The organism is Microbacterium sp. MM2322, assembly GCF_964186585.1.
In the GTDB taxonomy this organism is placed as follows: Bacteria; Actinomycetota; Actinomycetes; order Actinomycetales; family Microbacteriaceae; genus Microbacterium.
Map to the genome: position 1 here is coordinate 2337058 of NZ_OZ075067.1, position 25870 is coordinate 2362927.

29 protein-coding genes and 1 pseudogene are annotated in these 25870 nt (G+C 68.8%); 12 read left to right on the forward strand and 18 right to left on the reverse strand.

Features of this window, described 5'->3' with window-relative positions; all coding sequences use genetic code 11:
- Nucleotide 1: 1 nt before the first annotated feature.
- Genes ABQ271_RS11450 through ABQ271_RS11460 form a run of 3 tightly spaced genes read right to left on the reverse strand, consistent with a single transcriptional unit; the run spans nt 2 to nt 2639 of the window.
- On the reverse strand, nt 2-823 hold the full coding sequence (locus ABQ271_RS11450; protein WP_349308882.1) for an ABC transporter permease: 822 nt from the start codon (nt 821-823) through the stop codon (nt 2-4).
- Entirely contained in the window at nt 820-1701 is an 882-nt protein-coding gene (locus ABQ271_RS11455) for an ABC transporter permease (protein ID WP_349308883.1), read from the reverse strand. The genes ABQ271_RS11450 and ABQ271_RS11455 overlap by 4 nt, the downstream gene beginning before the upstream one ends.
- Nucleotides 1698-2639, reverse strand: coding sequence for an ATP-binding cassette domain-containing protein (locus ABQ271_RS11460; protein ID WP_349308884.1), 942 nt, complete (start codon nt 2637-2639; stop codon nt 1698-1700). Before ABQ271_RS11460 ends, ABQ271_RS11455 begins: the two co-directional genes overlap by 4 nt.
- Nucleotides 2640-2698: 59 nt before the next feature.
- On the opposite strand from ABQ271_RS11460, the gene ABQ271_RS11465 reads away from it, so the two are divergent.
- Entirely contained in the window at nt 2699-4573 is a 1875-nt protein-coding gene (locus ABQ271_RS11465; RefSeq protein WP_349308885.1) for an ABC transporter ATP-binding protein, read from the forward strand.
- A gap of 98 nt (nt 4574-4671) precedes the next feature.
- On the opposite strand, the gene ABQ271_RS11470 is transcribed toward ABQ271_RS11465, so the two are convergent.
- Complete coding sequence (locus ABQ271_RS11470; protein ID WP_349308886.1) at nt 4672-6573, reverse strand: phosphoenolpyruvate carboxykinase (GTP); 1902 nt, start codon at nt 6571-6573, stop codon at nt 4672-4674.
- 110 nt (nt 6574-6683) lie between these two features.
- On the opposite strand from ABQ271_RS11470, the gene ABQ271_RS11475 reads away from it, so the two are divergent.
- From ABQ271_RS11475 to efeB, 4 genes are all read left to right on the forward strand, one after another.
- Entirely contained in the window at nt 6684-8117 is a 1434-nt protein-coding gene (locus tag ABQ271_RS11475; protein ID WP_349308887.1) for a helix-turn-helix domain-containing protein, read from the forward strand.
- A 166-nt stretch (nt 8118-8283) separates the two neighbouring features.
- Nucleotides 8284-9237, forward strand: coding sequence for an iron uptake transporter permease EfeU (efeU, locus tag ABQ271_RS11480; protein WP_349308888.1), 954 nt, complete (start codon nt 8284-8286; stop codon nt 9235-9237).
- Nucleotides 9234-10478 (forward strand): iron uptake system protein EfeO, encoded by a 1245-nt coding sequence (gene efeO, locus ABQ271_RS11485; protein WP_349308889.1) that lies wholly within the window; start codon nt 9234-9236, stop codon nt 10476-10478. Before efeU ends, efeO begins: the two co-directional genes overlap by 4 nt.
- The gene (gene efeB, locus ABQ271_RS11490) at nt 10475-11776 is read left to right on the forward strand and encodes an iron uptake transporter deferrochelatase/peroxidase subunit (RefSeq protein WP_349308890.1); all 1302 of its coding nucleotides are present in this window, start codon (nt 10475-10477) and stop codon (nt 11774-11776) included. Before efeO ends, efeB begins: the two co-directional genes overlap by 4 nt.
- Nucleotides 11777-11864: 88 nt before the next feature.
- Here the strand turns inward: efeB and ABQ271_RS11495 are convergent, their stop codons facing one another.
- From ABQ271_RS11495 to ABQ271_RS11545, 11 genes are all read right to left on the reverse strand, one after another.
- Nucleotides 11865-12041, reverse strand: a complete 177-nt coding sequence (locus ABQ271_RS11495) for a CsbD family protein (protein ID WP_349308891.1) — start codon at nt 12039-12041, stop codon at nt 11865-11867.
- A 66-nt stretch (nt 12042-12107) separates the two neighbouring features.
- Nucleotides 12108-12722, reverse strand: a complete 615-nt coding sequence (locus ABQ271_RS11500) for a hypothetical protein (protein ID WP_349308892.1) — start codon at nt 12720-12722, stop codon at nt 12108-12110.
- Nucleotides 12719-13303 carry a DUF6286 domain-containing protein gene (locus ABQ271_RS11505; protein ID WP_349308893.1) on the reverse strand — a complete coding sequence of 195 codons (585 nt, stop codon included), beginning with the start codon at nt 13301-13303 and terminating at the stop codon, nt 12719-12721. The genes ABQ271_RS11500 and ABQ271_RS11505 overlap by 4 nt, the downstream gene beginning before the upstream one ends.
- Nucleotides 13300-13695 carry a hypothetical protein gene (locus ABQ271_RS11510; RefSeq protein ID WP_349308894.1) on the reverse strand — a complete coding sequence of 132 codons (396 nt, stop codon included), beginning with the start codon at nt 13693-13695 and terminating at the stop codon, nt 13300-13302. The genes ABQ271_RS11505 and ABQ271_RS11510 overlap by 4 nt, the downstream gene beginning before the upstream one ends.
- Nucleotides 13695-13883, reverse strand: a complete 189-nt coding sequence (locus tag ABQ271_RS11515) for a DUF2273 domain-containing protein (protein WP_036312902.1) — start codon at nt 13881-13883, stop codon at nt 13695-13697. Before ABQ271_RS11515 ends, ABQ271_RS11510 begins: the two co-directional genes overlap by 1 nt.
- Complete coding sequence (locus tag ABQ271_RS11520; RefSeq protein WP_349308895.1) at nt 13880-14350, reverse strand: Asp23/Gls24 family envelope stress response protein; 471 nt, start codon at nt 14348-14350, stop codon at nt 13880-13882. The genes ABQ271_RS11515 and ABQ271_RS11520 overlap by 4 nt, the downstream gene beginning before the upstream one ends.
- Before the next feature lie 140 nt (nt 14351-14490).
- Nucleotides 14491-14832 (reverse strand): hypothetical protein, encoded by a 342-nt coding sequence (locus ABQ271_RS11525; protein ID WP_349308896.1) that lies wholly within the window; start codon nt 14830-14832, stop codon nt 14491-14493.
- Between the two features lie 4 nt (nt 14833-14836).
- Nucleotides 14837-15412 carry an Asp23/Gls24 family envelope stress response protein gene (locus tag ABQ271_RS11530; protein WP_349308897.1) on the reverse strand — a complete coding sequence of 192 codons (576 nt, stop codon included), beginning with the start codon at nt 15410-15412 and terminating at the stop codon, nt 14837-14839.
- A complete protein-coding gene (locus ABQ271_RS11535) occupies nt 15409-15981 on the reverse strand; it encodes an RNA polymerase sigma factor (RefSeq protein ID WP_349310897.1) in 573 nt (190 codons plus the stop codon). The genes ABQ271_RS11530 and ABQ271_RS11535 overlap by 4 nt, the downstream gene beginning before the upstream one ends.
- Before the next feature lie 81 nt (nt 15982-16062).
- Nucleotides 16063-17091: a winged helix DNA-binding domain-containing protein gene (locus ABQ271_RS11540; RefSeq protein ID WP_349308898.1), complete on the reverse strand. Its 1029-nt coding sequence runs from the start codon at nt 17089-17091 to the stop codon at nt 16063-16065.
- A gap of 15 nt (nt 17092-17106) precedes the next feature.
- On the reverse strand, nt 17107-17448 hold the full coding sequence (locus ABQ271_RS11545) for a DUF6054 family protein (protein WP_349308899.1): 342 nt from the start codon (nt 17446-17448) through the stop codon (nt 17107-17109).
- Between the two features lie 162 nt (nt 17449-17610).
- Here ABQ271_RS11545 and ABQ271_RS11550 point away from each other — a divergent pair, with 162 nt between their 5' ends.
- The 4 genes and pseudogenes from ABQ271_RS11550 to ABQ271_RS11565 form a co-directional block, all read left to right on the forward strand.
- Nucleotides 17611-19269, forward strand: a complete 1659-nt coding sequence (locus ABQ271_RS11550; RefSeq protein ID WP_349308900.1) for a thiamine pyrophosphate-binding protein — start codon at nt 17611-17613, stop codon at nt 19267-19269.
- Between the two features lie 239 nt (nt 19270-19508).
- Entirely contained in the window at nt 19509-19826 is a 318-nt protein-coding gene (locus tag ABQ271_RS11555; RefSeq protein WP_349308901.1) for a PadR family transcriptional regulator, read from the forward strand.
- Between the two features lie 2 nt (nt 19827-19828).
- Entirely contained in the window at nt 19829-20374 is a 546-nt protein-coding gene (locus ABQ271_RS11560) for a PspC domain-containing protein (RefSeq protein WP_349308902.1), read from the forward strand.
- 75 nt (nt 20375-20449) lie between these two features.
- Nucleotides 20450-20821 (forward strand): annotated as a pseudogene (locus ABQ271_RS11565) (IS30 family transposase); the annotation flags it as partial.
- Here ABQ271_RS11565 and ABQ271_RS11570 read toward each other — a convergent pair.
- Together ABQ271_RS11570 and ABQ271_RS11575 are read right to left on the reverse strand one after the other, a co-directional pair.
- On the reverse strand, nt 20782-21372 hold the full coding sequence (locus ABQ271_RS11570) for a recombinase family protein (RefSeq protein ID WP_349308903.1): 591 nt from the start codon (nt 21370-21372) through the stop codon (nt 20782-20784). The pseudogene ABQ271_RS11565 and the gene ABQ271_RS11570 sit on opposite strands and share 40 nt — an antisense overlap.
- Before the next feature lie 227 nt (nt 21373-21599).
- Nucleotides 21600-22499, reverse strand: coding sequence for a GNAT family N-acetyltransferase (locus ABQ271_RS11575; RefSeq protein ID WP_349308904.1), 900 nt, complete (start codon nt 22497-22499; stop codon nt 21600-21602).
- 246 nt (nt 22500-22745) lie between these two features.
- On the opposite strand from ABQ271_RS11575, the gene ABQ271_RS11580 reads away from it, so the two are divergent.
- Nucleotides 22746-23210, forward strand: coding sequence for a hypothetical protein (locus ABQ271_RS11580; RefSeq protein WP_349308905.1), 465 nt, complete (start codon nt 22746-22748; stop codon nt 23208-23210).
- Nucleotides 23211-23344: 134 nt separating this feature from the next.
- On the opposite strand, the gene ABQ271_RS11585 is transcribed toward ABQ271_RS11580, so the two are convergent.
- A complete protein-coding gene (locus ABQ271_RS11585) occupies nt 23345-23779 on the reverse strand; it encodes an NUDIX domain-containing protein (protein ID WP_349308906.1) in 435 nt (144 codons plus the stop codon).
- Nucleotides 23780-24000: 221 nt separating this feature from the next.
- On the opposite strand from ABQ271_RS11585, the gene ABQ271_RS11590 reads away from it, so the two are divergent.
- Together ABQ271_RS11590 and ABQ271_RS11595 are read left to right on the forward strand one after the other, a co-directional pair.
- Entirely contained in the window at nt 24001-25266 is a 1266-nt protein-coding gene (locus ABQ271_RS11590) for a hypothetical protein (RefSeq protein WP_349308907.1), read from the forward strand.
- 65 nt (nt 25267-25331) lie between these two features.
- On the forward strand, nt 25332-25808 hold the full coding sequence (locus tag ABQ271_RS11595) for an SRPBCC family protein (protein WP_349308908.1): 477 nt from the start codon (nt 25332-25334) through the stop codon (nt 25806-25808).
- Nucleotides 25809-25870: the final 62 nt, after the last annotated feature.

Genomic DNA, 25870 nt, shown 5'->3' on the forward strand with positions numbered 1-25870 from the left:
CTCAGTCGAGGAACAGCGCGCGCAGCCGCTTCGTGGTGAAGACGAGCCCGACGGCGATCATCACGACGTAATACAGAACGTGCCACAGCATGTCGACCGACAGGATGCCGAGGGTCAGCCCGCGGAGGAGTTCCACGCCGTGCCAGAGGGGCAGTGCCATGACGATCGACTGCACCCACTCGGGGTAGACGGTGATCGGGTAGAACGTCGCCGAGAAGAGGAACATCGGCAGCAGCACGAAGTTGATCCAGTCCATGTGCTGGAACGTCTTCATGTAGCTCGTGATCGCCATCCCCAGGCTCGCGAAACCGAACGCGATCAGGAGTACTGCCGGAATCGCGAGGATCGCGGTCCAGGCGAGGTTCAGCCCGAGCACCTGCATGACGATCATGAAACCGGTCGCGTAGAGCAGGCCGCGCAGGAGCGCGTAGAGGATCTCGCCGAGGGCGACATCGAGGGGCCCGAGGGACGTGGCCAGCATCCCCTCGTAGAGCTTGCCGTAGTTCAGCTTGAAGAAGACGTTCCAGGTGGAGTCGTAGATCGCGCCGTTCATCGCGGAGACGGCCAGGAGGGCGGGCGCGATGAACGCGGCGTAGCTGACGTCGATCCCCTGCGAGGTCTGGACGTCGCCGATGAGCTTGCCGAGCCCGAGACCCATCGACGCGAGGTAGAAGACCGGCTCGAAGAAACCGGACAGGACGACGGCCCAGCTCGAGGATCGGGCGGCGAGGAATCCGCGCTGCACGACGGCGCCGGGGTTGCCCGCCCAAAGGGCACGCACTCCCCCGCGGCGGGCGGCGGTGTCGACGGCGACGGCGCTCACTTGGCGAGCCTTTCGATGAAGACTTTCCGGCCCCACAGGTACCCCACTCCAGCGAGCACGACGAGATAAGCGAAGTGGACGACGATCATGAACGGCGGCACTGCGGCGCCGTAGGTCGCGAGGCGCCCCAGCTCGGCGCCGTGCCACAGCGGCGAGACCCACCCGATCCATTGGAGCCAGACGGGCAGGGTCTCGAGAGGGTAGAACGTGCCCGAGAACAGGAACGTCGGCATGAAGATGAAGCGCTGGACGAGCGCGAACTGCCCCCTGTCGTCTTCGATCGAGCCGGCGTACGCCATGAGCGGGATGCCGAACGCGAGGCCCGCGAGGATGCCCGCCGGGATCGCGATCCACCCGGTCTCGGGGTTCGGCACCGTCGTCCACCCGATGCCGAGGGCACCGAGGAGCCAGATGAAGAGGTAGTACGCCGCGACCGCGAACGTCATGCGGGCGGCCGCGCCGATGATGACGCCGTTGGCGATCTGCGGGCTCGACAGGGCGGACGCGTTGAACCCGAAGAAGTACCGTCGCCACTTGAACCCGGCCATGACGGGGTACGTCATCTCCTCGGAGGCGACAGAGATCGCGGCGGTCACGAGCAGCGCGGGCGCGACGAACACGAGGTAGTCGACCTGCACGCCGCGGTCGTCGATGGGCGTCTGGATGAGAGCGGCGAGTCCCGCCGCCAAGCCGAGCAGATAGAGGACGGGCTGCCCGAGCGCGCCGACGACGATCGTCCACCCGTAGGCGCGCATCGCGCGGACCATGTGCTCGGTGACGTACCAGCTGCCGAACCTGCGGGGTTTACGCCCCCACTCCATCGCCTCCGCTCGCAGCTCGTCGAGAGTCGGCTGCGCCGCCTGCGTCGTGTCACTCATTCGATGAGCGACCGTCCCGTGAGGCGGAGGAACACGTCCTCCAGGCTGGAGCGACGGACAAGACTGGTGATCGGCTGCAGCCCCGACGCCGTGACCTGCTCGAGGGCCGCTTCGCCGTCGTTCGCGTAGACGAGGATGCGGTCGGGCAGCACCTCGACGCGGTCACCGATCCCCTGCAGCTGAGACGCGACCTGCTCGTTGCGGTCCGACCCGAAGCGCACCTCGAGCACCTCACGGCTGGAGTGCTCGCGGATGAGGGAGGCCGGGCTCCCCTCGGCCATGATCCGTCCCTTGTCGACGACGACGAGCCGGTCGCAGAGCTGCTCGGCCTCGTCCATGTAGTGCGTCGTCAGCACGAGCGTCGTGCCGCGCTCCTTGAGACGGAACAGGCGATCCCACAGCACGTGACGGGCCTGCGGGTCGAGGCCCGTCGTCGGCTCGTCGAGCAGCAGGATCCGCGGGTCGTTGATGAGCCCGCGCGCGATCGTGAGTCGCCGCTTCATTCCACCCGAGAGCTGGTCGACCTTGCTCTTCGCCTTGTCCTCGAGCTGCGCGAACGCGAGGAGTTCGTCGGCTTTCTCGGCGCACACTTTGCCGGGAAGACCGAAGTAGCGCCCGTAGATGTAGAGGTTCTCGCGGGCGTTGAGCTCGCCGTCGAGGTTGTCCTGCTGGGGGACGACGCCCAGGCGCGAGCGGATCTCAGGGCCGTAGCGGTCGGGGTCGAGACCCAGGATCGAGAGGTTTCCGCTCGTCCGCGTCGACACGGCGCCGATCATCTTCATCGTCGTCGACTTGCCGGCACCGTTGGGGCCGAGCAGACCGAAGGACTCCCCAGGTGCGACCTCGAACGACAGCCCGTCGACGGCGACGAAGTCGGGCTTGCCCTTGGCCTTGTAGGCCTTCACGAGGTTCTCGGCGCGGATCACGGGTTCTGGCACCGGACCACCCTACCGACGGGGTGGGACACCGCCCACGCGCGTGGGGGGAAGATAGAGGGATGTCCACGCCTCGCCGCGGTCTGCGCCGCCCTTCGAAGGACGACGGCCCCCGCGCCAGCCTCCGTCAGCTCGTCCCGTTCCTCCTCGAACACAAGCGCGTCCTCGTGGTCGTCGGCGTGCTCAGCGTGCTCGAAGCGGTCGCCACCCTCATCCAGCCACTCCTGGTCGGCGACGTCATCGGGCGTGTGCAGGCGGGCCAGGCCCTCGGCATCCTCGTCTGGGTCCTCGTCGGCCTCGTCGTGGTGTCGTCCCTCATCGGCGGCTTCCAGCACTACCTGCTGCAGCGCACCGGCACCGCGGTCGTCTACTCGAGCCGCCGACGCCTGATCGCGAAGCTCCTGCACCTGCCCGTACAGGAGTACGACGCCCGACGGACCGGCGACCTGGTGTCGCGCGTCGGCACGGACACGACCCTCCTCTACGCCGTCCTCACGCAGGGCTTCGCCGACTCGATCGGCAACGCCCTCATCTTCGTCGGCGCGATCATCGCGATGCTGATCATCGACCCGATTCTGCTGCTGCTGATCGTCGTCGTCATCGGCGCCTCGGCGACCGTCGTCGTCGTGTTGAGCGGCCGCATCCGTCGGGCCACGCTCGAACAGCAGGAGAAGGTGGGCGCCCTCGCCTCGGGCGTCGAACGGGCGATCGGCTCGATCCGCACGATCCGCGCGTCGGGTGCGGAGTCCCGCGAACAGGAGACCATCTCGACCACCGCCGGCGAGGCCTACGACGCGGGTGTGAAGGTCGCGAAGGCGTCGGCGATCGTCGTCCCGGTCGCGGGAATCGCGCTGCAGGTGTCACTGCTGGTGGTGCTCGGCGTGGGCGGATTCCGCGTGGCATCGGGCGCCATCGAGATCGCGCAGCTCGTGGTCTTCGTGATGTTCCTCTTCTTCCTCGTGCAGCCGCTCGCCTCGTTCTTCGGTGCGATCACGTCGGTCAACCAGGCACTCGGCGCGCTCGGCCGCATCCAGGAGGTCCTCGATCTGCCGGACGAGACCGCGGAGGATGCCGCCCTCGCCGCATCCGCTGCCTCACCCGCCGCCGACTCGACGGCCGCGATCGAGTTCCGCGACGTGCACTTCTCCTATCCCGAGGCAGTCGTCCGCGCACGCCGGAGCGCACAGGACGAGGCGCTCAAGACCCTCGCCGACGCCCGCGCGCCCATCCCCGAGGAGTCCGAGCCGGAGCCCGAGGCCACCGTGCTCCGCGGCGTCTCGTTCGAGGTGCCGCGTGGAGCGCGCGTCGCACTCGTGGGCCCGTCGGGCGCCGGCAAGTCGACGACCCTCTCGCTCATCGAGCGCTTCTACGACCCGACGGCAGGCGCCATCCTCATCGACGGGATCGACGCGCGCGCGCTCGATCGCCTGTCGCTGCGCGCCCGCCTCGGGTACGTGGAGCAGGATGCCCCGACCCTGGCCGGCACGATCGCCGACAACCTGCGGCTCGCCTCACCGGAGGCATCCGACGCGGACTGCGAGCGCGTGCTCGAGGCCGTGAACCTCACCGAGGTCCTGGAGCGCTCCGCGCTGCGGCTGCAGGCTCCCGTCGGCGAGGCGGGTGTGATGCTGTCGGGCGGTGAACGTCAGCGCCTCGCGATCGCGCGGGCCCTGCTGGCCGCTCCCCCGATCCTGCTGCTCGACGAGTCGACGTCGTCCCTCGACGGACTCAACGAGCAGCGCATGCGCGACGCGATCGACGCCGTCGCGGCCGGTCGCACGCTCGTCGTCATCGCGCACCGACTGTCGACCGTCGTCGACAGCGACCTCATCGTGGTGCTCGACCACGGCCGCGTCGTCGGCCAGGGCACGCACGAGGAACTAGTGCGCGACGTCCCCCTCTACCGCGACCTCGCCGCCCGCCAACTGCTCGTCTGACGCGCTCCCCCCTCGAACGCGCGGCGACCCGACGCGAACTGCGACTCCCGGCATCCGGGAACAGCAGTTCGCGTCGGGTCGACGGCTGGTGCGGCGGGTCAGACCGTCTGCTGGGAGCGCTGCAGGCGGTAGCGAAGGGCGGCGAGCTCGGCGTACAGAGCGGGCGGGACCTTGCCGTCGAACGTCCGGTAGAACTCCTCGGTGAGGTCGGCCTCGGCGAGCCAGGATGCCGGGTCCACCGCGAACAGCTCGTCGAGATCCGCCTGCGGCACGTCGATCCCCGCGAGGTTCAGGTCGGACGTCTCGGGGAGGCGCCCCACCGGGCTGTCGACCGCACCGACCGACCCGTCGACGCGGCGGATGATCCAGTCGATCACGCGGGCGTTGTCACCGAATCCGGGCCACAGGAAGCGTCCGTCGGAGCCCTTGCGGAACCAGTTGACCTGGAAGATGCGCGGAGCACGGTCGAAGCGCAGCTTCTGCCCGACCTTGAGCCAGTGGCCGAAGTAGTCGGCCATGTTGTAGCCGCAGAACGGCAGCATCGCGAACGGGTCGCGGCGCAGTTCGCCGACGAGCCCTTCGGCTGCGGCCGTCCGCTCCGAGGAGATGTTCGAGCCCATGAAGACGCCGTGGGTCCAGTCGGTCGCCTCGACCACGAGCGGCACGTTGGTGGCGCGGCGTCCGCCGAAGAGGATCGCATCGAGCGGCACACCCTCGGGGGCGTCCCAGTCCGCGGCGATCTGCGGGCACTGACCCGCGCTCACGGTGAAACGCGAGTTCGGGTGGGCGGCGGGACGACCGGATGCCGGGGTCCAGGGCTTGCCCTCCCAGTCGGTGAGCTCGGCGGGCGCCTCGTCGGTGAGGCCCTCCCACCACACGTCGCCGTCGGGACGGAGGGCGACGTTGGTGAAGATCGTGTTGCCCCACAGGGTGTCGACGGCGGTGACGTTCGTCGATTCGCCCGTGCCGGGCGCGACGCCGAAGAAGCCCGCCTCGGGGTTGATGGCCCAGAGGCGCCCGTCCTCGCCGGGACGGAGCCACGCGATGTCGTCGCCGAGGGTCTCGACGCGCCAGCCGGGGATGGTCGGGCGGAGCATGGCGAGGTTCGTCTTGCCGCAGGCCGAGGGGAACGCGGCGGCGACGTGGTAGGCCTTGCCTGCGGGGTCGATGACACGGATGAGGAGCATGTGCTCGGCGAGCCAGCCCTCGTCGCGGCCGATGACCGAGGCGATGCGGAGGGCGAAGCACTTCTTCGCGAGGATCGCGTTGCCGCCGTAGCCGGAGCCGAACGACCATACCTCGAGCGTCTCGGGGAAGTGGACGATGTACTTCTCGTCGTTGCACGGCCACGCGTCGTCCTGCTGGCCGGGCTCGAGCGGCGCGCCGACCGAGTGCACGGTCTTGACCCACGGCTTGCCGTCGGCGATCTGCGCGAGCACCTCGGTGCCGACGCGCGTCATGATGCCGATCGAGGTGACCGCGTACGCACTGTCGGTGATCTGCACGCCGATGTGCGAGAGCGGCCCGCCGACCGCACCCATCGAGAACGGCACGACATACATCGTGCGGCCGCGCATGCTGCCCTCGAACAGGGGCGTGATCGTGGCGCGGATCTCGTCGGGCGCGATCCAGTTGTTCGTGGGCCCGGCATCCGCTTCACGCTCGGAGGCGATGAAGGTGCGACCCTCGGTGCGGGCGACGTCGCTCGGGTGCGAGCGGGCGAGGTAGGACCCGGGACGCCACTCGGGGTTGAGCTTGATGAGCTTGCCCTCATCGACCTGCTGGCGCAGCAGCGCGTCGTTCTCGGCGGCCGAGCCGTCGACCCAGTGGATGCGGGCGGGCTGCGTGAGTGCGGCGATCTCGTCGACCCAGGCGTGGAGGGCTGCCATCCCCTCACCGGTCGCGGCGGGACGGATGCCGGTGGGCGCCGGCGCTTCGCGGCGGGGGGCGGGCGTCGACTCGGTACGGACGGGGCGGGTGAACAGGTCTGCGATGGCCATTCGGCGCTCCTCGGTTGGGGTGGGCGTTCTTCCACTGTGCGCGCTTCCCAACCGAGTTTTCAGACCTCGAAGCGTTAAAGAAGTCGGATTCTTTCGCTAACATCAAGATCATGGCGACGCCCCTCCAGCTCTCGACGCTCGGTCACCGCATCCGGCACCAGCGCACCACCCACGGCTACACGCTCGACGAACTGGGCGAGATCGTCGGGATCGCCGGCAGCCAGCTCAGCCTCATCGAGAACGGCAAACGCGAGCCGAAACTCTCGGTGCTGCAGGCCATCGCGTCGGCGACCGGGACCGACGTCACCGACCTGCTCTCCACCGAGCCCCCCAATCGCCGAGCCGCCCTCGAGCTCGACCTCGAACGCGCGCAGCGGAGCCCCGTCTTCCGGCGCCTCGGCGTTGCCCCCGTGAGAGTCACCAAGACGATGTCGGACGAGACGATCGAGGGCATCCTCGCCCTGCACCGCGAACTCGAGCGCCGCGAGCGCGAGTCGATCGCGACACCGGAAGAAGCGCGACGCGCGAACACCGAGTTGCGACTGCGGATGCGGGACCAGAACAACTACCTGCCCGAGATCGAAAAACTCGCCGAGAAGAAGCTCAAGGCCGCTGGGCACACCACCGGCGCACTCACCCACCGAACCGTGAGCATCATGGCGGAGCAGCTCGGGTTCGAGCTCATCTACGCGAGCGACCTCCCCCACTCGGCGCGTTCGGTCACCGACCTCGAGAACGGACGCATCTACCTGCCGCCCGCATCCATCCCCGGCGGTCACGGCCTGAGGTCGATGGCGCTCCAGGCGATGGCGCACCGGCTTCTGGGGCACACGCCGCCGACCGACTACGCCGATTTTCTTCAGCAGCGCCTCGAGATCAACTACTACGCGGCGTGCTGCCTCATGCCCGAGACCGCGTCGCTCGCGTTCCTGACGCAGGCGAAGAAGGACCGGAATCTCGCGGTCGAGGACTTCCGCGACGCGTTCGGCGTGACCCACGAGGCCGCAGCCATGCGCATGACGAACCTCCTCACGCAGCACCTCGACATCCCCCTGCACTTCTTGCGGGTCGACGGCGCGGGCGCGATCAACCGGGTCTACGAGAACGATGGACTGCCACTGCCGATGGACGTCACGGGCTCGGTCGAGGGGCAAGTGGTGTGCCGGAAGTTCGCGGCGCGGTCCGCGTTCGCGGAACAGAACCGCACCACGGAGCACTACCAGTACACCGACACCCCCGGCGGCACGTTCTGGTGCTCGAGCCAGACCGGCTCGACCGGTGAGGGCGAGTTCTCGATCACGGTCGGCGTGCCGTTCGACGATGCGCGCTGGTTCCGCGGGCGCGAGACGCAGAAGCGCGCGAGCTCGACCTGCCCGGACGAGGCCTGCTGCCGGCGCCCCGACGCCGACCTGACCGAGCGCTGGCAGGGCAAGGCGTGGCCGAGCGCGCGCGTGCACATGCAGATGTTCTCGCCGCTCCCCCGCGGAATGTTCCCGGGCGTCGACGACGGCGAGGTCTACGCGTTCCTGGATCGACACGCCTGAGCGTGTTGAAGGCGGATGCGTCGCGGGTGTACGCTCACGCGGTGAGGTTCGCCTAACCTAAGCTGCCACGTCACCTCGTCGCTTCCTCGACGGGCAGTCGGTCCGCGGACGGGCTGCGACGGGGCAGCAGGCACCGGCCTCACTCCGCACACCCGAAGAGATCCCCGTGCTCGCCTCGCTCCTCCCTCCCTTCCTCATCGGCCTTCGCGAAGGCCTCGAGGCCGCCCTCGTCGTCGGCATCCTCGTCGCCTATCTGACCCGGATCGAGCGGCGCGACGTCCTGCCGAAGCTGTGGGCAGGCGTGGGCCTCGCCGCCGCCCTGGTCGTCGTCATCGGCGCCGTCCTCACCTTCGGCGCCTATGCGCTGACCTTCCAGGCCCAGGAGCTCATCGGCGGGCTCCTCTCCCTCCTCGCGGTGGGAATGGTGACATGGATGATCTTCTGGATGCAGCGCACCGCCCGGACGATGCGATCCCACCTCGAGGGCGGTGTCGATCGCGCACTCGCCATGAGCGGGTTCTGGGGGATCGTGCTGATCGGCTTCGTGTCGGTGGCGCGTGAGGGAATCGAGACGACGCTCTTCCTCTGGTCGATGGTGCAGTCCGCCGGCCAGGAAGGCCCCGGACTGGCGGGCGCGGTCCTCGGGATCGCGGTCGCCGTCGTCCTCGGCTGGCTGCTCGCCCGCGGTGTCGTCCGCCTCGATCTCCGCAGGTTCTTCGCGTGGACCGGCGGGTTCCTCGTCATCGTCGCCGCCGGGGTGCTCGCCTACGCCTTCCATGACCTGCAGGAAGCCGGCGTCCTCCCCGGCCCCTTCTCGGGATCGGCCACGATCGACCCCGCCACGGGCAGCGTCGGCGTCGGATGGGCCGGATTCCCGTTCGGCTGGGCCTTCGACGTCACGGCGCAGATCCCGCCGGGCGGCACACTCGCCGCCATCTTGCAGGCGACCGTCGGCTTCATGCCCGAGATGACCTGGCTGCAGGTGATCGCCTGGGCCCTCTACATCGCCGCCGTCGGCACGTTCTTCGTCCGCGGTCTCATCCGGCGGACGCCCGCCCCGAAGCCGGCCGCCTCCCCTGACACTCTCGCCCCTCGTCACGCCCCCCAAGGAGCATCATGACCCGCACCCGCCGCGCCCAGGCGCATGCCTACCTCTCCCTCGCCCTCGCCGCCGTCGGCGTCGTCGCCCTCTCGGGCTGCGTCGCGAAGACCGACGTCGCCAGCGCCGACGCGCTCACCGTGACTTCGACCGACACCTCGTGCGACGTCTCGGCGTCCGCCGCGAAGAGCGGGACGCTGACGTTCGCGGTCTCGAACAAGAGCTCTCAGACCAGCGAGTTCTACCTGCTCGCCGAGGACGGGCTCCGCATCATCGGCGAGGTCGAGAACATCGCGCCGGGCGCGGAGCGCACGCTCACCGTCGTCGCTCAGCCCGGAGAATACAAGACGCTCTGCAAGCCCGGGATGGTCGGCGAGGGTGTGGGTCGCGCAGACTTCAGCGTCACCGGCACGACCGTCGCCGCGACCGGCGACGACGCCGAGCAGAAGCAGAAGGCCGTCGACCTGTACGCGGCGTTCGTGAAAGACCAGGTCGAGCAGCTCGTGCCCGCCGTGGACACGTTCACGACGGCGTACGAGTCGGGGCGCGACGACGAGGCGCGCGCGCAGTTCCCGAAGGTGCGGGCGTTCTACGAGCGGATCGAGCCGGTCGCGGAATCCCTCGGCGACCTCGACCCGCGCATCGACTACCGCGAAGTGGATGCCGTGGCGGAAGGCCTCGACTGGACCGGATTCCACCGCATCGAGAAAGACCTGTGGGTCCCGAAGAAGGATGCGCTCAACGCCGACGGCGAGACGCCCGCGTGGAAGGACTGGGCGCCCTCGACCACGGCCGAGCGCGCCACCTACGGCGACAAACTCGTCGCGGATGTCGGCGAGCTCAACGACTACGTCCACTCCGAGAAGTTCCAGCAGGCCCTCGACTCCCAGGGCGTCGCCGGGCTCTCCAACGGCGCCATCGCGCTCCTCGACGAGGTCGCGACCGGCAAGATCACCGGTGAAGAGGACTGGTGGTCGGGCACCGATCTCTCGGACTTCGCCGCGAACGTCGAGGGCTCCAAGATGGCGTTCTCGCTCGTGAAGGACTTCGCCTCCGCGACCGGCGCCGACGGTGCCGCACTGTCGAAGGAGATCGCCCGTCGCTACGACGATCTGGATGCGTCTCTCGCCGCCCACGGCTCGCTCACGGACGGTTTCGTCGAGTACCGGACGTTGACCGAGGACGACAAGCGCGATCTCACCGACCTGATCAACGCGCTCGCCGAGCCACTGTCGCGCCTCACCTCGACGGTCCTGCAGTGACCGGAGAAGAGCCCACGCCCGAACAGACGGCTCCCCCGGCCCTGAGCCGCCGGGGTCTATTCGGCCTCGCGGCCGGCGTCGGTGCGGCGGGCCTCGCCCTCGGCGCGGGAGCAGGATCGGCGGCGGGTGTCGCGATCGGCCGCTCGCGCGCCGCGGAGGAAGCGGCATCCGTCTACCCGTTCACCGGACGGCACCAGGCGGGCATCACGACCCCCATGCAGGATCACCTGCATTTCGCCGCGTTCGACATGATGGCCGGCACCAGCCGCGAGGACCTGCAGTCGCTCCTCCAGGACTGGAGCTACGCGGCCGCGCGGATGACGCAGGGGCTCGACGTCAGCGCGACGGGCGCCGTCGGCGGGTCGCCGGAGGCGCCGCCGGACGACACCGGCGAAGCATTGGGTCTCCCGGCATCCGGACTCACCATCACGTTCGGAGTCGGTCCGACCCTCTTCACGACCGACGACGGCACCGACCGGTATGGACTCGCATCGCGCCGCCCTGCGGGGCTCGCGAAGCTCCCCGCGTTCCTCGGCGACGACCTCGACCCCGCGGTGTCGGGTGGCGACCTCTGCATCCAGGCGTGTGCGGACGATCCGCAGGTCGCCGTCCACGCGATCCGCAACCTCAGCCGCATCGCCTTCGGCCGTGCGCGCCTGCGCTGGTCGCAGCTGGGCTTCGGCAAGACCTCGAAGACGTCGGCTGCGCAGGCGACACCGCGGAACCTGTTCGGGTTCAAGGACGGCACCGCCAACATCCTCTCCGACGACACCGAGGCCCTCGCCGATCACGTGTGGGTCGCGTCCGCCGACGAGCCGGCCTGGCTCGCGGGCGGGTCCTACCTCGTGGCCCGCAAGGTCGCGATGCTCATCGAGACGTGGGACCGCGTGCGGCTCTCCGAGCAGCAGCGAATCATCGGCCGGGACAAGTCCGAGGGCGCTCCCCTGTCGGGCGGCAGCGAGACGGCAGCGCCCGACTTCGAGAAGAAGGATGCCGCCGGTGCCCTCGCGATCGATGCCCGGTCGCACGTGCACCGCGCCCACCCCGACGTGAACAACGGCATCCGGATCCTCAGGCGCGGCTACAACTACGTCGACGGCAACACCGACCTCGGCCGCCTCGACGCGGGACTGTTCTTCCTCTCGTACCAGCGGAGCCCCGATCAGTTCGTGACCCTGCAGCGGGCCCTCTCGACCGACCTGATGAACGAGTACGTGCGGCACATCGCGTCGGGGATCTGGGCGATCCCGCGCGGCGCGAAGGCAGGCTCGTACGTCGGCGCCGAGCTGTTCGCCTGACCCGCACGCACGAGAAAGCGGGGAGCACGGTCCCCCGCGTGCTCCCCGCATGACTCGCGCTGCCCGAACTAGGCGCGAGTGGTGAAGGTCAGTCCTTCTTGAAGGCGTCCTTCACGTTCTCGCCAGCCTGCTTCACGTCGGACTTGGCCTGGTCGGCCTTGCCCTCGGCAACGAGCTTGTCGTTGTCGGTGGCCTTGCCGATCGCTTCCTTCGCCTTACCGGCGATGTCCTGAGCGGCGTTCTTGATCTTGTCGTCGAGTCCCATGAGGGTCTCCTTTCTTTGTGGGTGGGTGGGTGGAACCGGTGCCTGGACCGGTGGACCGGTGGCGGGTCAACTGACCCGCGGGGCGTCGGAGGCGAGCCGGCTGCGGAGCCCGCCGTGGACGGAGATGAAGGCGGCGGTGTCGGCGCCGGTCACGGCGGCCAGCCCGTCCATCACGCGGTCGACGTGGTCGACGACGCTCCGGGGGTCGGCTCCCTGACGGGCCGTGACGCTCACGTGGAGGACCGGCTCGTCCCGCACGGTGTGTGCGGTGACGGATGCCGAGAGCACACCGTCCTGACGGGCGAGGGAGTTCTTCACCGCGTCGGCGGCGAACCCTTCGGTCACGGTGACCCGGCCGAGCGGGGTCTGGGATCCGCTCGAACGGAGGACCGTCCGGGAGCGCCGGCTCACCAGGGTGGTGAGGCTGGCGAACAGGATGACCGCGACCACGATCGCGACCGCTGTCGCTCCGATGACGGCCCAGCTGAGCGCGGTGTCGCCGATCCGGGTGGCATCGCCGGCGGCGCGGAGCGCGTCGAGCGCCGCTTTCCCGGACGAGGTCCACACATCGCCCACGGCCGGAACCGCCGCCGCAGTGGCCGCCGCGCCTCCGCCGACGAGCAGGACCAGTCCGACGATCAGGAGCACGGTGCGGTTCAGCGCACGGTTGGTGTCGTTCATGCCGCCTTCTCCTCTTCGTCGTGGCGCTCGACCCGAACGCGGGTGCGGACGGGGCGTGCAAGCTTCAGCGAGGCGATCTCCGCCTCGGCCAGCGCGGTGACCTCGGTCTCATCGATCGGGATGCCGGCCCCCGGCCTGACGGTGACGTCGACGCTCCGGTGGGCGACGCCGACCGTCACGCGATCGCGGGCGATGCCCGTTTCGTCGCTCACCCGCTGGGCGAGAGCCGACGCGAGCACACCGTTGTCGATGACGGCGACGCGGCCGCCGGCATCCACTTCATGCTTGGACAGGCGCCCCGGCGACACGGCCAGGACCACGAGCCAGAGGCCGAGCGCTGCCGCGATCAATCCTCCGGCGACTGCCGCTGCGACGGGGGCGTTCGAGGGGAGACCTGCCAACCACTGGAGAGCAGACATCGGCCGCACCAGCAGCGACGGCTGCGAGGCGAGGGCGAGGATGAGTTCGACCGCGACGTACAGCGCCAGGACGATTCCGAGCAGGACGACGAGGGCGAACGCGACGCTGCGCGGCGAGTGGGTCTCGCGGCGCACGACGCGACGGAGCACGGGAGTGGTCATCGCACACGCTTCCTTTCCGGGGTCCGGGCACCGGTCACGGTGAGGTCGATCCGGGCGATGTCACGCCCGAGGAGGTGGGTCAGTCGCTCGCGCAGCTGTTCTTGCATCTGCGCGGCGCGTTCGAGGACGGGGAGCGTACTCCGCACCGCATCCACATCATCGAGCTCGGGGACCGGCAGGGGGCTCGAGATTTTCAGAGCCATACCGTCCCGACGATCGGCGACACCCACGGAGATCTCGCCCCGCGGGACGCCGATGACATCGGCGGACACCGCCCGCGCGACGCCGACGAGCACACGCTCGGCGACCTCGGTGCGGCCGGCGACGCCGGGGGCTGCGGCGGCGAGTCGCGGGGACTCGCCGCCCGCCGTTCCGTCGGTGTCGGTGCGCATCAGGAGGTGCGCCGTCCCGTGAAGGCGTCAGTCACCGCGCGGACGTCGAGCTTGCCCGACGCGATGCGGCCGATGACCGCGCCGATCGCCATGAACAGGGCGGTGAGGAGGAATCCCCAGAACCCGAACACGAGGGCGACGACAGCGAGGATGGCGCCGGTCAGTGCGCCGATGATCGTGGTGCTCATGAGACGCGCGACTCCTCGTGCTCCTCATCCTCGTCACCCGGGATGTGGACGTCGTCGACGGTGACGTTGACCTCGACCACGTCGAGTCCGACGAGGCGGGTGATGGCGCCGGCGACGGCGTCACGAACCTGCGCGGCGACCTGGTGGACGGGCGTCGGGTACTCGACGACGATCGTGAGGTCGACGGCGGCCTGGGTCTCGCCCACTTCCACCTTCACGCCCTGACCGAGGTCGGTGGCGTTGATGGCGTTGCGGAGAGCGCCGAGAGCGCGGGCTCCGCCGCCGCCGAGGGCGTGCACGCCGGGGATCTCACGAGCCGCGATACCGGCGACCTTCGCGACGACGCCATCGGCGATGACGGTCGTGCCGGCTGTGCCGGACGTGGTCTCGGCAGCCTTCGGTGCGGTGCGGTCGACGCGCGCGCCGGGAACGGCGGGGGTGGTCGTGGTGGGGGTCTCGTCAGCCATGATTCTCCTCTTTCTGAAACGAACTGGCGGCGCACCCGGTGGTGCGACGTGGCCGTTGTTGTCGGCCTCGTACATAAGAGGGTGCGGCGTCCCGATTCCTCACAAAAAAGTTCGGAGAATTTCTGGCCGGTGCCGTGAGGTCAGTGGATGCGGGCGATCTGGATGCTGATCTGCGCGTCGTCGGGGGTGTTGGCAAGCAGTGCGTCGGCGACGCGGCGGGCGGCGGCGGGCGTGTTGTCGTGGGAGGCGGTCGCGATCCGCGCGGCGACCAGCGGCATCCCGTCGCGGACGGTGACGGCGACTTCGGCGACCCGGTCGCCGTCGGCACCCGCGGCGGCGGCGATCAGACCCGGGATGCGGGCGATCGCCGAGCGCGGCGAGTAGACATCGGTCACGCCGTCGACGGCGCGGATGCGCGCGACGAGGTCGGGCTGGTCCTCCGAGTGATCAGCGGGTTCGTGAGCGGAGGACAGACGGGTCATGTGCTCACTCCTCTCCTTCGGTGCCGTGAAGCTCTTCGACGGCGACGTTGACAGCGGTGACGTTGAGTTCGGTGTGCTCGGCGAGCACGCGGTATACGAGATCGCGGAGGGCGGAGGTCAGATCGGGGATCGAGCGACCCCATGCGACGGACGCGGTCAGATCGATCCGCACCGGGGCGCCGGGGGTCTCGGCGTCGCCGACGATCTGGGTGCGACCGAGGTAGATCCCGTCGAGCGCGTCGGCGCTGGATCGCACGAGGGAACGGACCGCGCCTTCGGTGACCGTGATCGTCACCCGGGGGTCGGGGTGGTGGATCGGGAAGCTGCGACCCGCGCGGAGTTCGGAGTGGATGACCGAGAGGATCCCCTCGAACCAGCTCTCGGGGGGTCGCGGCATCCGCTCGGCGTCGTCGGCGACCAGGTCGCGTGACAACTGCCCGACGCGTTCGAGGGCCTCGATGACGTTCAGGCAGTCGGGGCACGACTCGATGTGAGGGTCGCGCGGCGTCCGACCGGCTTCGACGTAGCTGCTGAGTTCGTCGATACTGCGCCCGCACTCGAGCGCGTCGTCGTCGTTCATCGCCACCCCTCCATCTCGATCGCGATGCTCGCCCGGGCCCGTGCGAGCAACCCTCGAACGGTGCTGTCGGTCATGTTCATCTCTTCTGCGATCTCGGCGTAGCTGAGTTCTGCGACTTCCCGCAGCAGCCAGCACCGGCGTTGATCTTCCTTCAATCGGTCGAGCGCCCGCGAGAGGGCGGCGAGGCGGTCGTTCTGGATCGCGGCGCGTTCCGGTTGCGCGTGCGGAGTGGGCGGCAGGACCGCCTCGTCGAGAGCATCCTCTCGCGAGTTGCGCGTGGCGAGGGCCAGGGCCTCTCGTCCGGCGATGCGCATGAGCCACGACCGGACAGCGGAGGGGTCGCGGAGCGTGGGGAGCTGCTTCCACGCCGTGACGAAGGCGTCCTGCACGACGTCATCGGTGTCGGCGACCGACCCGACGATCCGGTACACATAGGCGCGCACGAGCGAGGAATGCCGGCGGACGATCTCGCCGAAGGCGGACGTGTCGCCGTCGACGGCGCGCTGGACGAGGATGCGATCGGGAACATCGCGCGGTGGAGAGTCGATGATGCGCTCCCTCCGGTGCAGCCGCCAGGATCGGCGTGCTGGAGGTGACGCTAATCGGGCGGAGTTCTCGTCGAAACTTCTTGCGCGTGAGCGAGCGAATCGCTATGCACGGCGGAAGAAGCGGCGCACCCGCGCGAGCGCGTCGGCGACTCCGGCATCCGATTCCCCGTCGAACAGAGTCAGGTCCGGGATGCCGCTGCTCCCGAGTGCGAGCGACAGACTCCATGTGCCGACCGCGATACCGCCCCGCAGGATGACGGGGCGCACCATGCCGTTCACCGTGGGGCCGATCGTGGTGCGGTCCCCCGCGCCCATCGCGAGGGAGCGCTCGGCGTAGGAGAGGACGTATTCGTCGAAGGCGGGGAGCGCAATCGTCGTGGGGGCCACAGCCGCGCGGCCCGGCGCCGGGAGGGACAGCAGACCGTCGTCGGTGCGCACCACGCGATCGCCGGCGCGCTCGGCGACGGAACGCGTCGCGCCTGCGGGAAGCCCCGCCCACCAGGCGAAGTCCGCGGTCGATGCCGGGCCGTGACCGCGGAGGTAGGCGAGGAAGAGGTCGACGGCGGGGTCGTCGCCGACGGTCTCGGCAGGGGGAAGCGGGACGAGGTACTGCTCCCGCGTCACTCCACCCTCGCGCGGAACGACGCGCCCGAGCGCGACGACGCCGCGGAGCGACAGCGCGGTCAGGATGCGGCTGCAGGCCGGAACCGAGCCCGCGACGCCGTCTCGTTGCAGCGCATCGACGAACGCTGCGCGCGTGAGGCTCCCTTCGGCGTCGAGGGCCGAGCGGAAGACGCGCTCGGCACGGTCGAGCACGGCGGGGTCGATGCCGTACGCGCGCGACTGCCGTTCCCCGGTGACGGCCAGAATCCCCGCCACCGCCGTCGGCTCGACGATGTGCAGGGTGCCCCGCTGCGTCCAGGCCCGCACGAGCAGCCCCTCGTCGAACGCGCGATCGACGTCGCCGACCGTGGGGTCACCGGCGGTCCGGATGCCGAGGGCCCACCGCCCCGCCGCGAAGTCCTGCGATTGAACGGCAACGAGTCGGCGTGCGACGTCGGGAACGGTCGCTGCGGGTTCTGCGAGCAGGTGCGACCGCAGCCTCAGCGAGCGCAGCGCGTCGGCATCCATCTGCGTCTCCGCGTCCTACTCGGTCGCGTACGGTGCGAGCGCGTCGATCACGCTCGCGGCGAAGTCGGCGCTCGCACCCCAGTCGAACCGGAAGAGCGCGCCTTCTCCCCCGCCCGACCCGCGGAAGACCGCCGTCGTCGGGCCGGCGAGGTTCTCGAGGAGTACGGTCAGCGATGCCCGGCTGCTCGTCCGCATGTAGTACTTCTCGAAGATGAGGAGCGAGGTCTGATGCCCCGCCTCGGTCGCCGTCGCGTGCTGGCCGACGCACTCGACCGTCATCCCCGACGACTGCACGTGGTCGAGGACGATGCGGGCGGCATCGAACGGCGTGAGAGTGATCTCCATCGTCTGCAGCATGACCGCAGTGTGGCATGCCCGGCGGCATCCCGCGTGGATAGACTGAGCCCGTCCAGGACCGAAACAGGTCCTGGTGCTCGGAAAAGGGGCACGCAGCCACCCGCATCGTCGCGGAGCGCGAGACATATACGGCATCCGTCGTCATCGTCTCCAGGAGCTCTCATGCCCACCGTCGCCTCCCACGTCGCTTCCGCTCTCGCCGCCCACGTCGACCACGTCTTCGGGGTCATGGGCAACGGCAACGCCCTCGTCCTCGACGCGCTCGAACGCCGCGACGACGTGACGTTCACCGCGGTCCGCCACGAGGCCGGCGGTGTCGTCGCCGCCGACGCCCACTTCCGCGCCGGGGGCGGGCTCGCCGCAGCGACTTCGACCTACGGCGCCGGCTTCACCAACACGCTGACGGCGCTCGCCGAAGCGGCGCAGGCTCGCGTGCCGCTCGTGCTCGTCGTGGGCGACGAGCCGACCTCGGGTCCCCGCCCCTGGGACGTCGACCAGCTCTCGCTCGCGTCGGCCGTCGGCGTCCGCACCTACACGGTCGGACGAACGGATGCCGCGGCCACCACGGTCATCGCGATCGAGCACGCACTGTCGTTCCGCACCCCCGTCGTGCTCGCGATCCCCTACGACGTGGGCGGGCGCGATGCGGGCGAGATCCCCGCGACGCCCGACCCGGTACTGCCGGCGCCGCTGGCGGTGACCGGCGCGCACGCCGAGGCGACAGTGGCGGCGATCGCGCGGGCCCTCGCGGCAGCGGAGCGGCCGCTGCTGCTCGCCGGTCGCGGCGCGTGGACGGCGGGCGCGGGTGAGCAGCTGGGGCGCCTCGCCGATGCGGTCGGCGCACTGACGGCATCCACCGCCCTCGGCCGCGGCGTCTTTCCGCGCGGCGAGTTCGACCTGGGGGTGATCGGCGGGTTCGGTGCGGAAGGGGCGATGGACGCGATCCGCGACGCTGACGTGGTCGTCGTGTTCGGGGCATCGCTCAACCAGTTCACGATGCGATTCGGGGAGCTCTTCTCCCCCGAGGCGACGATCGCGCAGGTCGACGTGGCGCCTGCGGCGACGCATCCGCAGGTCGGTCGCTTCCTGCGAGCGGATGCCGCACTCGCCGCCCGTGCGATCGCGGACGAGCTCGAGCGGCTCGGTGCGGCGCCGTCGAACTGGCGCGATCAGGTCGACGTGGCAGGGTTGGGCGAACGCGACGCTGGCGACGGGCTTGCACCGGATGGACGACTCGATCCACGGAGTGCGGCCGCGGCGATCGCGGATCTTCTGCCGGAAGACCGGGTGGTGGTGTCGGACGGTGGGCACTTCATCGGCTGGGCGAACATGTTCTGGCCTGTGGCGTCACCCGACCGGATGATGATGATCGGCACGGCGTATCAGTCGATCGGTCTCGGCTTCCCCTCGGTGCCGGGCGCAGCACGAGCTCGGCCGGATTCGACGATCGTGCTCACGACGGGCGACGGCGGCGGGCTCATGGCGATCGCCGACCTCGAGTCGGCCGTGCGGGTGGCGCGCGGGCGGGGACTCGCGGTGGTCTGGAACGACGGTGCGTACGGCGCGGAGGTCCACCTGTACGGCGTCATGGGTCTCGCCCGCGGACCGATGGAGATCCCCGAGGTCGACTTCGCCGGGCTCGCTCGAGCCGTCGGCGCGGAAGGCGTCATCGTCCGAACCCTGGACGATCTGCAGGCGCTGGCGCGCTGGCGCGATCTGCCCGCGGATGAGCGTCCGTTCCTGCTGCTCGACCTGCGGATCTCGGGCGCCGTTCGCGCGCCGTATCAGGAGGAGATCCTGCAGGTGAACCTGCGGCGCTGAGGAAGCAGATGCGCTCGCGCCGAAAACGTCGCGAAGAGGTTTCGGTGGGGCGTGGTTTCGGCAGGGGTTTTCGGTGGGCTGCGGGCGGCGTGTCGCTGGGGTGTCTGGCGGGTCGGGAGTTGCGCCGAAAACGATCGTTTTCGGCGCACCACGGGAGGGGTCAGCGAGTAAGCGGACTGCCTCGCCATCAATCGACAGCCTGCCTCCCGACAGGTACCGTGTCATGATACGGTACCTGAATGGAAGCAAAGCTGATGGCTCTCCGGCGCGGGATGCTCGAACCCGTGGTCCTTGCAACGGTCGAGCATCACCAGCGCTACGCCGGCGAGATCGCGGAGCGTCTCCGGGCGGCAGGGTTTCCCGTGCAGGACGGAACACTGCACCCACTGCTCAACCGGCTGCGCCGTGAAGGACTTGTCGTTCATGAGTGGCACGAGTCCCCAACAGGTCCTCCGCGCAAGTACCTGACGCTCTCTGAGGACGGTCGCGTTCAGCTTGAGCAGTTTCGGGCCTATTTCCACACCCTCGCATCGATGCTCGACTCGATAGGACGATGACCATGACCGACCTCTCTCTTGCCGGCCACGCTGGCGCATTCTCGCTGACTCCTGAAGCCAAGCAGCTCATCCTCGACTACCTCGACCGCGCGAGAGAGTCGACATCCGCTGACGCCGACGGGGACGAGACAGTGCGCGACATCGAGACCGCGATCGGTGATCGCCTCTACGCCGTCCTCAGCGGAGGCGGTGAGATTGACAAAGCCGCGGTCACCGGCATCCTCAACGACTTCGGCCCGGTGGACGCGCACGACCGCGGCCCCGTGAATCGCAAGGCCCCCTTGCTGTGTCGCATCGAGGAAGGCAAGCAGATCTCCGGACTCTGCCTTGGTCTTGCCACGCGAACCGATCTTCGCGTCGACTGGGTCCGCAGCATCGCCGTCATCTTGGGCCTGCTCACCGGAGGGTTGCTGGTGCTCGCGTACCTCGTCGCACTCCTTTTCGCCCCACGCCTCCAAACCGTTTCCGAGTATCAGCACGCAATCCGCGTCGGCGACCGATCACGCAACACACCTGATTCGCCGTCGGCGTTCGGAAAGAGCAGTTGACGCCGAAAACGCCCGCCGAAACCAAGTTGTGAACCACGTTTCTGGTCGGCGCTTCAACGTGTCGCGCGTTACCCTCGCAAGACCCTCACGTGGGATCGCGGCCGCGAGATGGCAGAGCATCAAGAGCTCGCAGCCGATCTCGGCATAGGCGTGTACTTCTGCGACCCCCGATCACCCTGGCAGCGCGGCAGCAACGAGAACACCAACCGACTCCTACGGCAGTACCTCGCCAAGGGTGCGGACCTTCGCCGGTTCACCGCGGCCGATCTCGACGACATCGCGCATCGGATCAACGCGCGCCCGCGTCGCGTGCTCGACTGGGCGACCTCTGCCGAGTTGTTCCTGCCTCACCTCGGCGGGCCGCCTGCCGTCGTTCATCCGCGGCTCGAGCAGGTGCCGATGACCGGTCAGCCCTCGATGGACCTCAGCGCCTTGGACCGTCGGTAGAAGGTGGCGCGAGACATGCCGAGGTCGCGGGCGACCTGCGCCGCCGGGGTGCCGCCCTCGACGAGCCGCAGTGCGCTGCGGACCTGACTGTCCGTCACTCGCTGCGGCCGACCGCCAAGATCCTGGCCCGCTGCGCGGCGCTTGGCGATCGAGTCGGTGACGCGTTCGCGCTTGATCTCGTGCTCCATCTGCGCAAGCGCAGCCATGATCGTGAACAGCATCGACCCCATCGGCGTCGACGTATCGACGTCGCCGCCGCCTAGATTCAGCACCCGCAGACCGGCGCCGCGGTGGCGGAGCTCGTCCGCGAACGCGAGCATGTTCTGCGTCGACCGTCCGAGACGGTCGAGGGTCGTGATCACGAGCGTGTCCCCGTCGTGCAGCGCCTCGAGCGCCCGATCGAACTGCGGCCGCGACGCCTGCGCCCCGGATACCCCGTGATCGACGTACACATCATCCCGCCGCACGCCGGCAGCCAGGAGGTCGGCCTGCTGGCGATCGGTGGACTGCTGCCGCGTCGAGACCCGCGCGCAGCCGATCAGCTTGCCCATGTTCCGCTCCGGTGTCTCGAAACCAACGATAAGTACCCGGATCCAAGCATGTGGTTGCGAGACATGGTTGCGAGACTCGCCGAGCCATGCAGGGCGGCCCCAGCCGGCGGCAGTCTGACGCTCGTCGCGAGACGTCTCATATCCCTAGAGATAGAAGACGACTGATCGCCTCGACTAGTCATAGCAGCAGCGGTATCACAATGGTCGGTCACCAGGTTCAGCGTGCACTATGCCCGACTCAAGTCGGTCACGGGGGTCGATGGCACGAAGCCAGCTGCCACGTAGGTCGCAAGCGCGCCGTCATTCGACCCCTCGGCGACGACGACCGCGCTGGAGGAGCCCGCCTGCTGCAGTGCGCGGGCGCCGGCGAGCGTGATGGCGACGCCATAGCCCCTGCCGTGGTGATCCTTGTGCACGCCCATCGGCTCGATGAGTCCAGGACGCCCGGGCCCAGCGGCCCAGACCGAGGTGACCGCCACGGGCGCTTCGTCGGAGTCGAACGCGATCAGGTGCTGCGCGAGGTCGGCGAACGGGCCGGTGGCCATCGTCGTCCATCGCTGCATGAAGCGAGCTCTCGTCTCGTCGTCGAGCGGTGTCGCCCTGAAGGCTGACCAGTGCACCGCGATCCAGGTCGCTGCCTCGTCAGGACCTACCGACGCGACGCGGACTGCCGCGCGCTTGAGTCGTTCGACGTTGAGCGGCTCGTCGAGACGCAGTTGAAGCGGCGTCCACGGCTCGTCGTCAACCCATCCCTCGGTCCGGAGTGAATCCTGCAGGGCATGGGCACCGCGGGCCTCGATCACGGCCTCGCCGGCTGCGAGCACACCCTGTTCAGGATCCTCGAGATCGCGACGGATGTGCGCGGCGACCGACTCGTCGTCGCTCACTGATGGGTCGACTGCCATGCGGAGCAGGTCCGGCTCGTCGAGCAGGCCGATCGCCACGGTCTTCCCGTCGTACGCCCAGACACGCACGTCTGCCGCCGTTCGTTCCGCACCGACAAGCGAATGCCAGCCGAGGTCTCCGGGGTGCAGGAAGCCGGGCCATTCGTCCGACTGCCATCGGGCGAGGTCGCTCGCGACTCGCGTGAGGTCGGCAGCCACAGGTGTGCGCAGCATCATCGTCATGCGCGACACGCTACTGGCCCGGCTCCGGCCAAGCTCGGCCGGGCTTCGTCCGTGTGCGGACCATCTGGTGGTTCACCTCTCAAGGTGTGCGCTGCGTCATCGTACGCTCAACGTGACCGGTGGTGCGTTGACCGGTTGAGACCGCCATCGTCTTCGGCGGAGCGCGTGGGGACACCCACTGGGCGCTCGATCTAGACCCAGCAAGTTCTCACGCGCGAGATCTTGCCCGGGGCGTAGAGTCCGCTCATGCGACGAATAATGCTCTTCGTGGGGATCTTCTTGGTCGCGGCGGGAATGACTGTAATCGTCGCTGGCGCCGGCGTCTCTGGCGATTGGGGCGTCGCGATCGGGTGGCTACTCGCGCTCCCGCTCGCCGCGTCGATCGGCGGTTGCACGATCATGTTCGTGAGCCTGGCAGGAGGAGCGAGCGGGACGGTACCTCGATATCAGGCGTTGCGCATCATCGCCCTCGTCGCCATCGTTGGCTTGGCGGCCGGGTTGGCATTTCCTTTGGCGGGGATCGTCTCTCAAATCCCGGACACGGTAAACGGGTCCAACGGCGAGTTCGTCCGAGGAGCCGCGCCCGCCCTCGGCGTTCTCGTACTCGCGGGAGCGGGTCTTGCCGGTGGCGTCCTGCTCGGAGCTTTCGTCTCGCTTTTGGCGCGCTCCGCGAATCGCCGGTCACGATATCTGGAGCCATCCGCCCACTGATCATGTTCTTGAGAGACCGGGACGCGTTCTCGCTGAGCCACCGAGAACGCCCACCGAAACGAAGTTTTCAACCACGTTTCCAGTGGGCGTTTCAGGTTCTACTCCGCGATGCAGACGAAAACGATCGCTACGGGCTACTCGATTAGTCCCAGGAGTGCACCCTGTCCGCCCGCTAGGACGTGGGCTTGCTTAATGGGCATCCACCAGCACTCCCACCGTTCCGGTCCTGACCCGTCGGCTGGATCTGATTCCCCTGCTATCCAGCGCCCACGAGCGTCTTGCGCCTTCGCCGGGGCAAGCTGGACGAACGTTCTGTGTGCCAACTCATCCCGGTACGGACGCATGTCGTAATCACCCGTCCCCAATTGACGCACCACGCGGGCGCGGATGCCGGTTTCCTCAAGCACCTCACGCACCGCCGCAGTGAGCGCTTCCTCGCCGCTTTCCACGGTGCCGGCCGGCACCTGAACGCCCGTCACGGTCAGAGGGTGATCAAGATGGCGGAATACCAGAAGGTCGTCATCCTGCACTACGTAACAGATGACCTTCTCAACGACTATTGGAGGCATCCACCAAATCTAGGACGACGAGGGTGGGGGCCCGGTTGCTGCGCCGTCGGACGGACCGCAGACCCGGGGTCCGGCGCCGCGGTGAGTGTCGTTGGGCGCGCCTGCTCTGGCCTCGGTCCCGAATGACAATCCTGCGAGCCCGCCGGTCTCGGAGTACGGTGACAGTGGAGGCGCGGACACACTCGGACTGCGGCGAACATATGAAAACGCAACGTTTTGTGGTGATGACCACGCTGGCGCTGGCCACGGTATTCGCCCTCATGGGGTCGACAGCGGTGAGTGCGCCGCCCGCCCAGGCCGACGTGAATCCCGGATTCAGCATAGGAACGACCGCGCTCTACCGCCCGTCTGGTTCGGGCAGCCGCTACATCTACGTCGACGCGACCCGCGGTTCGGACTTCGCTTACGACCCGACTGGGCACGAGTCCGGCGATGCGCCCTGGCCGCGTCAGGACTGCCTGCACGGCAACCGCACGCCCTACTGGGCTCGGACCAACGGTCAGGGATCGGCGAACTGCCCCCAGCCGGATGCCGCGCACCCGATGCGCTCCATCAAGGTCGCCATCTACGCCTCTCGTCCGGGCGACGTCATCGTCGTCCGCGGCGGCACCTACAACGAGGCCGTCAGCACCACGGGCGACGGACGCACCGACCACCGTGGCACCTCGAGCACTCGACGCCTCGTGCTGCAGAACTATCCGGGCGAGTCGGTCAAGTTCAACGGGTATATCAACTTCCAAGACCCCGACTACTGGACCATCGCCGGCATCCGCTTCGGCTGGCACCCCACCATCACCGGCAACAACAACTACATCGTCGGCATGTTCGGGGGCACCGGCTGGGTTTTCCACCACAACGAGGTCTCCGGCAGCCACGGCAACTCGAACATGCTCGTGAGCTTCAAGTCGGGCGGCTTCAGTGCCGCCACGGCACCCCAGTCGTGGTACGTCAGCCAGAACTGCATCCACAACAACCGGGCCAACAATCCGGGCAGCATCGACCACAACCTCTATGTGAAGGCGTCGCAGTACTCCCGCGGCGGTGTCATCCAGCGCAACTTCATGTGGAATGCGCCCAACGGGGCCAACATCAAGCTCGGTCCGTCGCAGAATCCGGCCGAGTCCCCGGCCTATGTCACGGTGCGCAACAACACGCTGCTCCGCGCCGGCACAGGCGTCGTCGTGGGGTCCTCCTCCCACCACATCTCCATCACCCGCAACGTCATCGGTCTGCCCTACACCCCCAACCGCGACGACGGCGGGATCAAGACCTATTCGATGCGCTACCCCACGACCGTCTCGGTCGACAACAACTACGTGGCAGGCTGGCCCAGCTACATCCGCGAGACTGGTTCCAACTCCTACGGTCACGTCCGCCGCTCGAACAACAAGGTCTGGGACCAGCGCACGACCGGGTCCTACAACAGCTGCACTCTCGTGCCCGCGACCAGTTCTGTCCGCAACGGGTGGGGGCACGTCGCCAACTGACCGATCTGGCGACCCCGCGCTACCCCGTCCGTGCGCCGTGGGGGTGGGCCTGCCACGATGAGGTCATGCCCGTCATCGAGTCCCGCTGCGTCGTGCCGGTCGAGGTGACCGTCGCCTTCGCCGTTTCGCAAACCACCGGCGAGACCCGCAAGCGCTGGGACCCATTCATCCGTCGCCAGTACTTCGTCGACGGTGCCACCGGCCCGGCAAAGGGCGTGCGGACCTACACGGTGCAGCGCTTCGGATTCCGCATGGAGAGCGAGTACGTCTCTTACAACCCGCCGTCGAACGTCGGCATGAAGATGACGAAGGGTTCCTGGTTCTTCGAACGTCTCGCCGGTGGGTGGAAGTTCACCCCCGTCGCTGACGACCCCGGCAGCACCCTCGCTGTCTGGCGGTACAACTTCTCGTGCCGTCCCCCATGGTTGGCCCCGTTCGCTGAATGGATCGGCGCGATGGTGCTGAAGCGCGACATGGACCGACGCATCCGCCGCTTCGCGAGGGGGTGCTCCGATCCCCTCGTGCTCGCTGCAGTGACCTGACCGGGCGCCGACCCGGCGGCGGCAGATACCACGCGCCCGGGCCGCACGCCACAGCCCCCGCG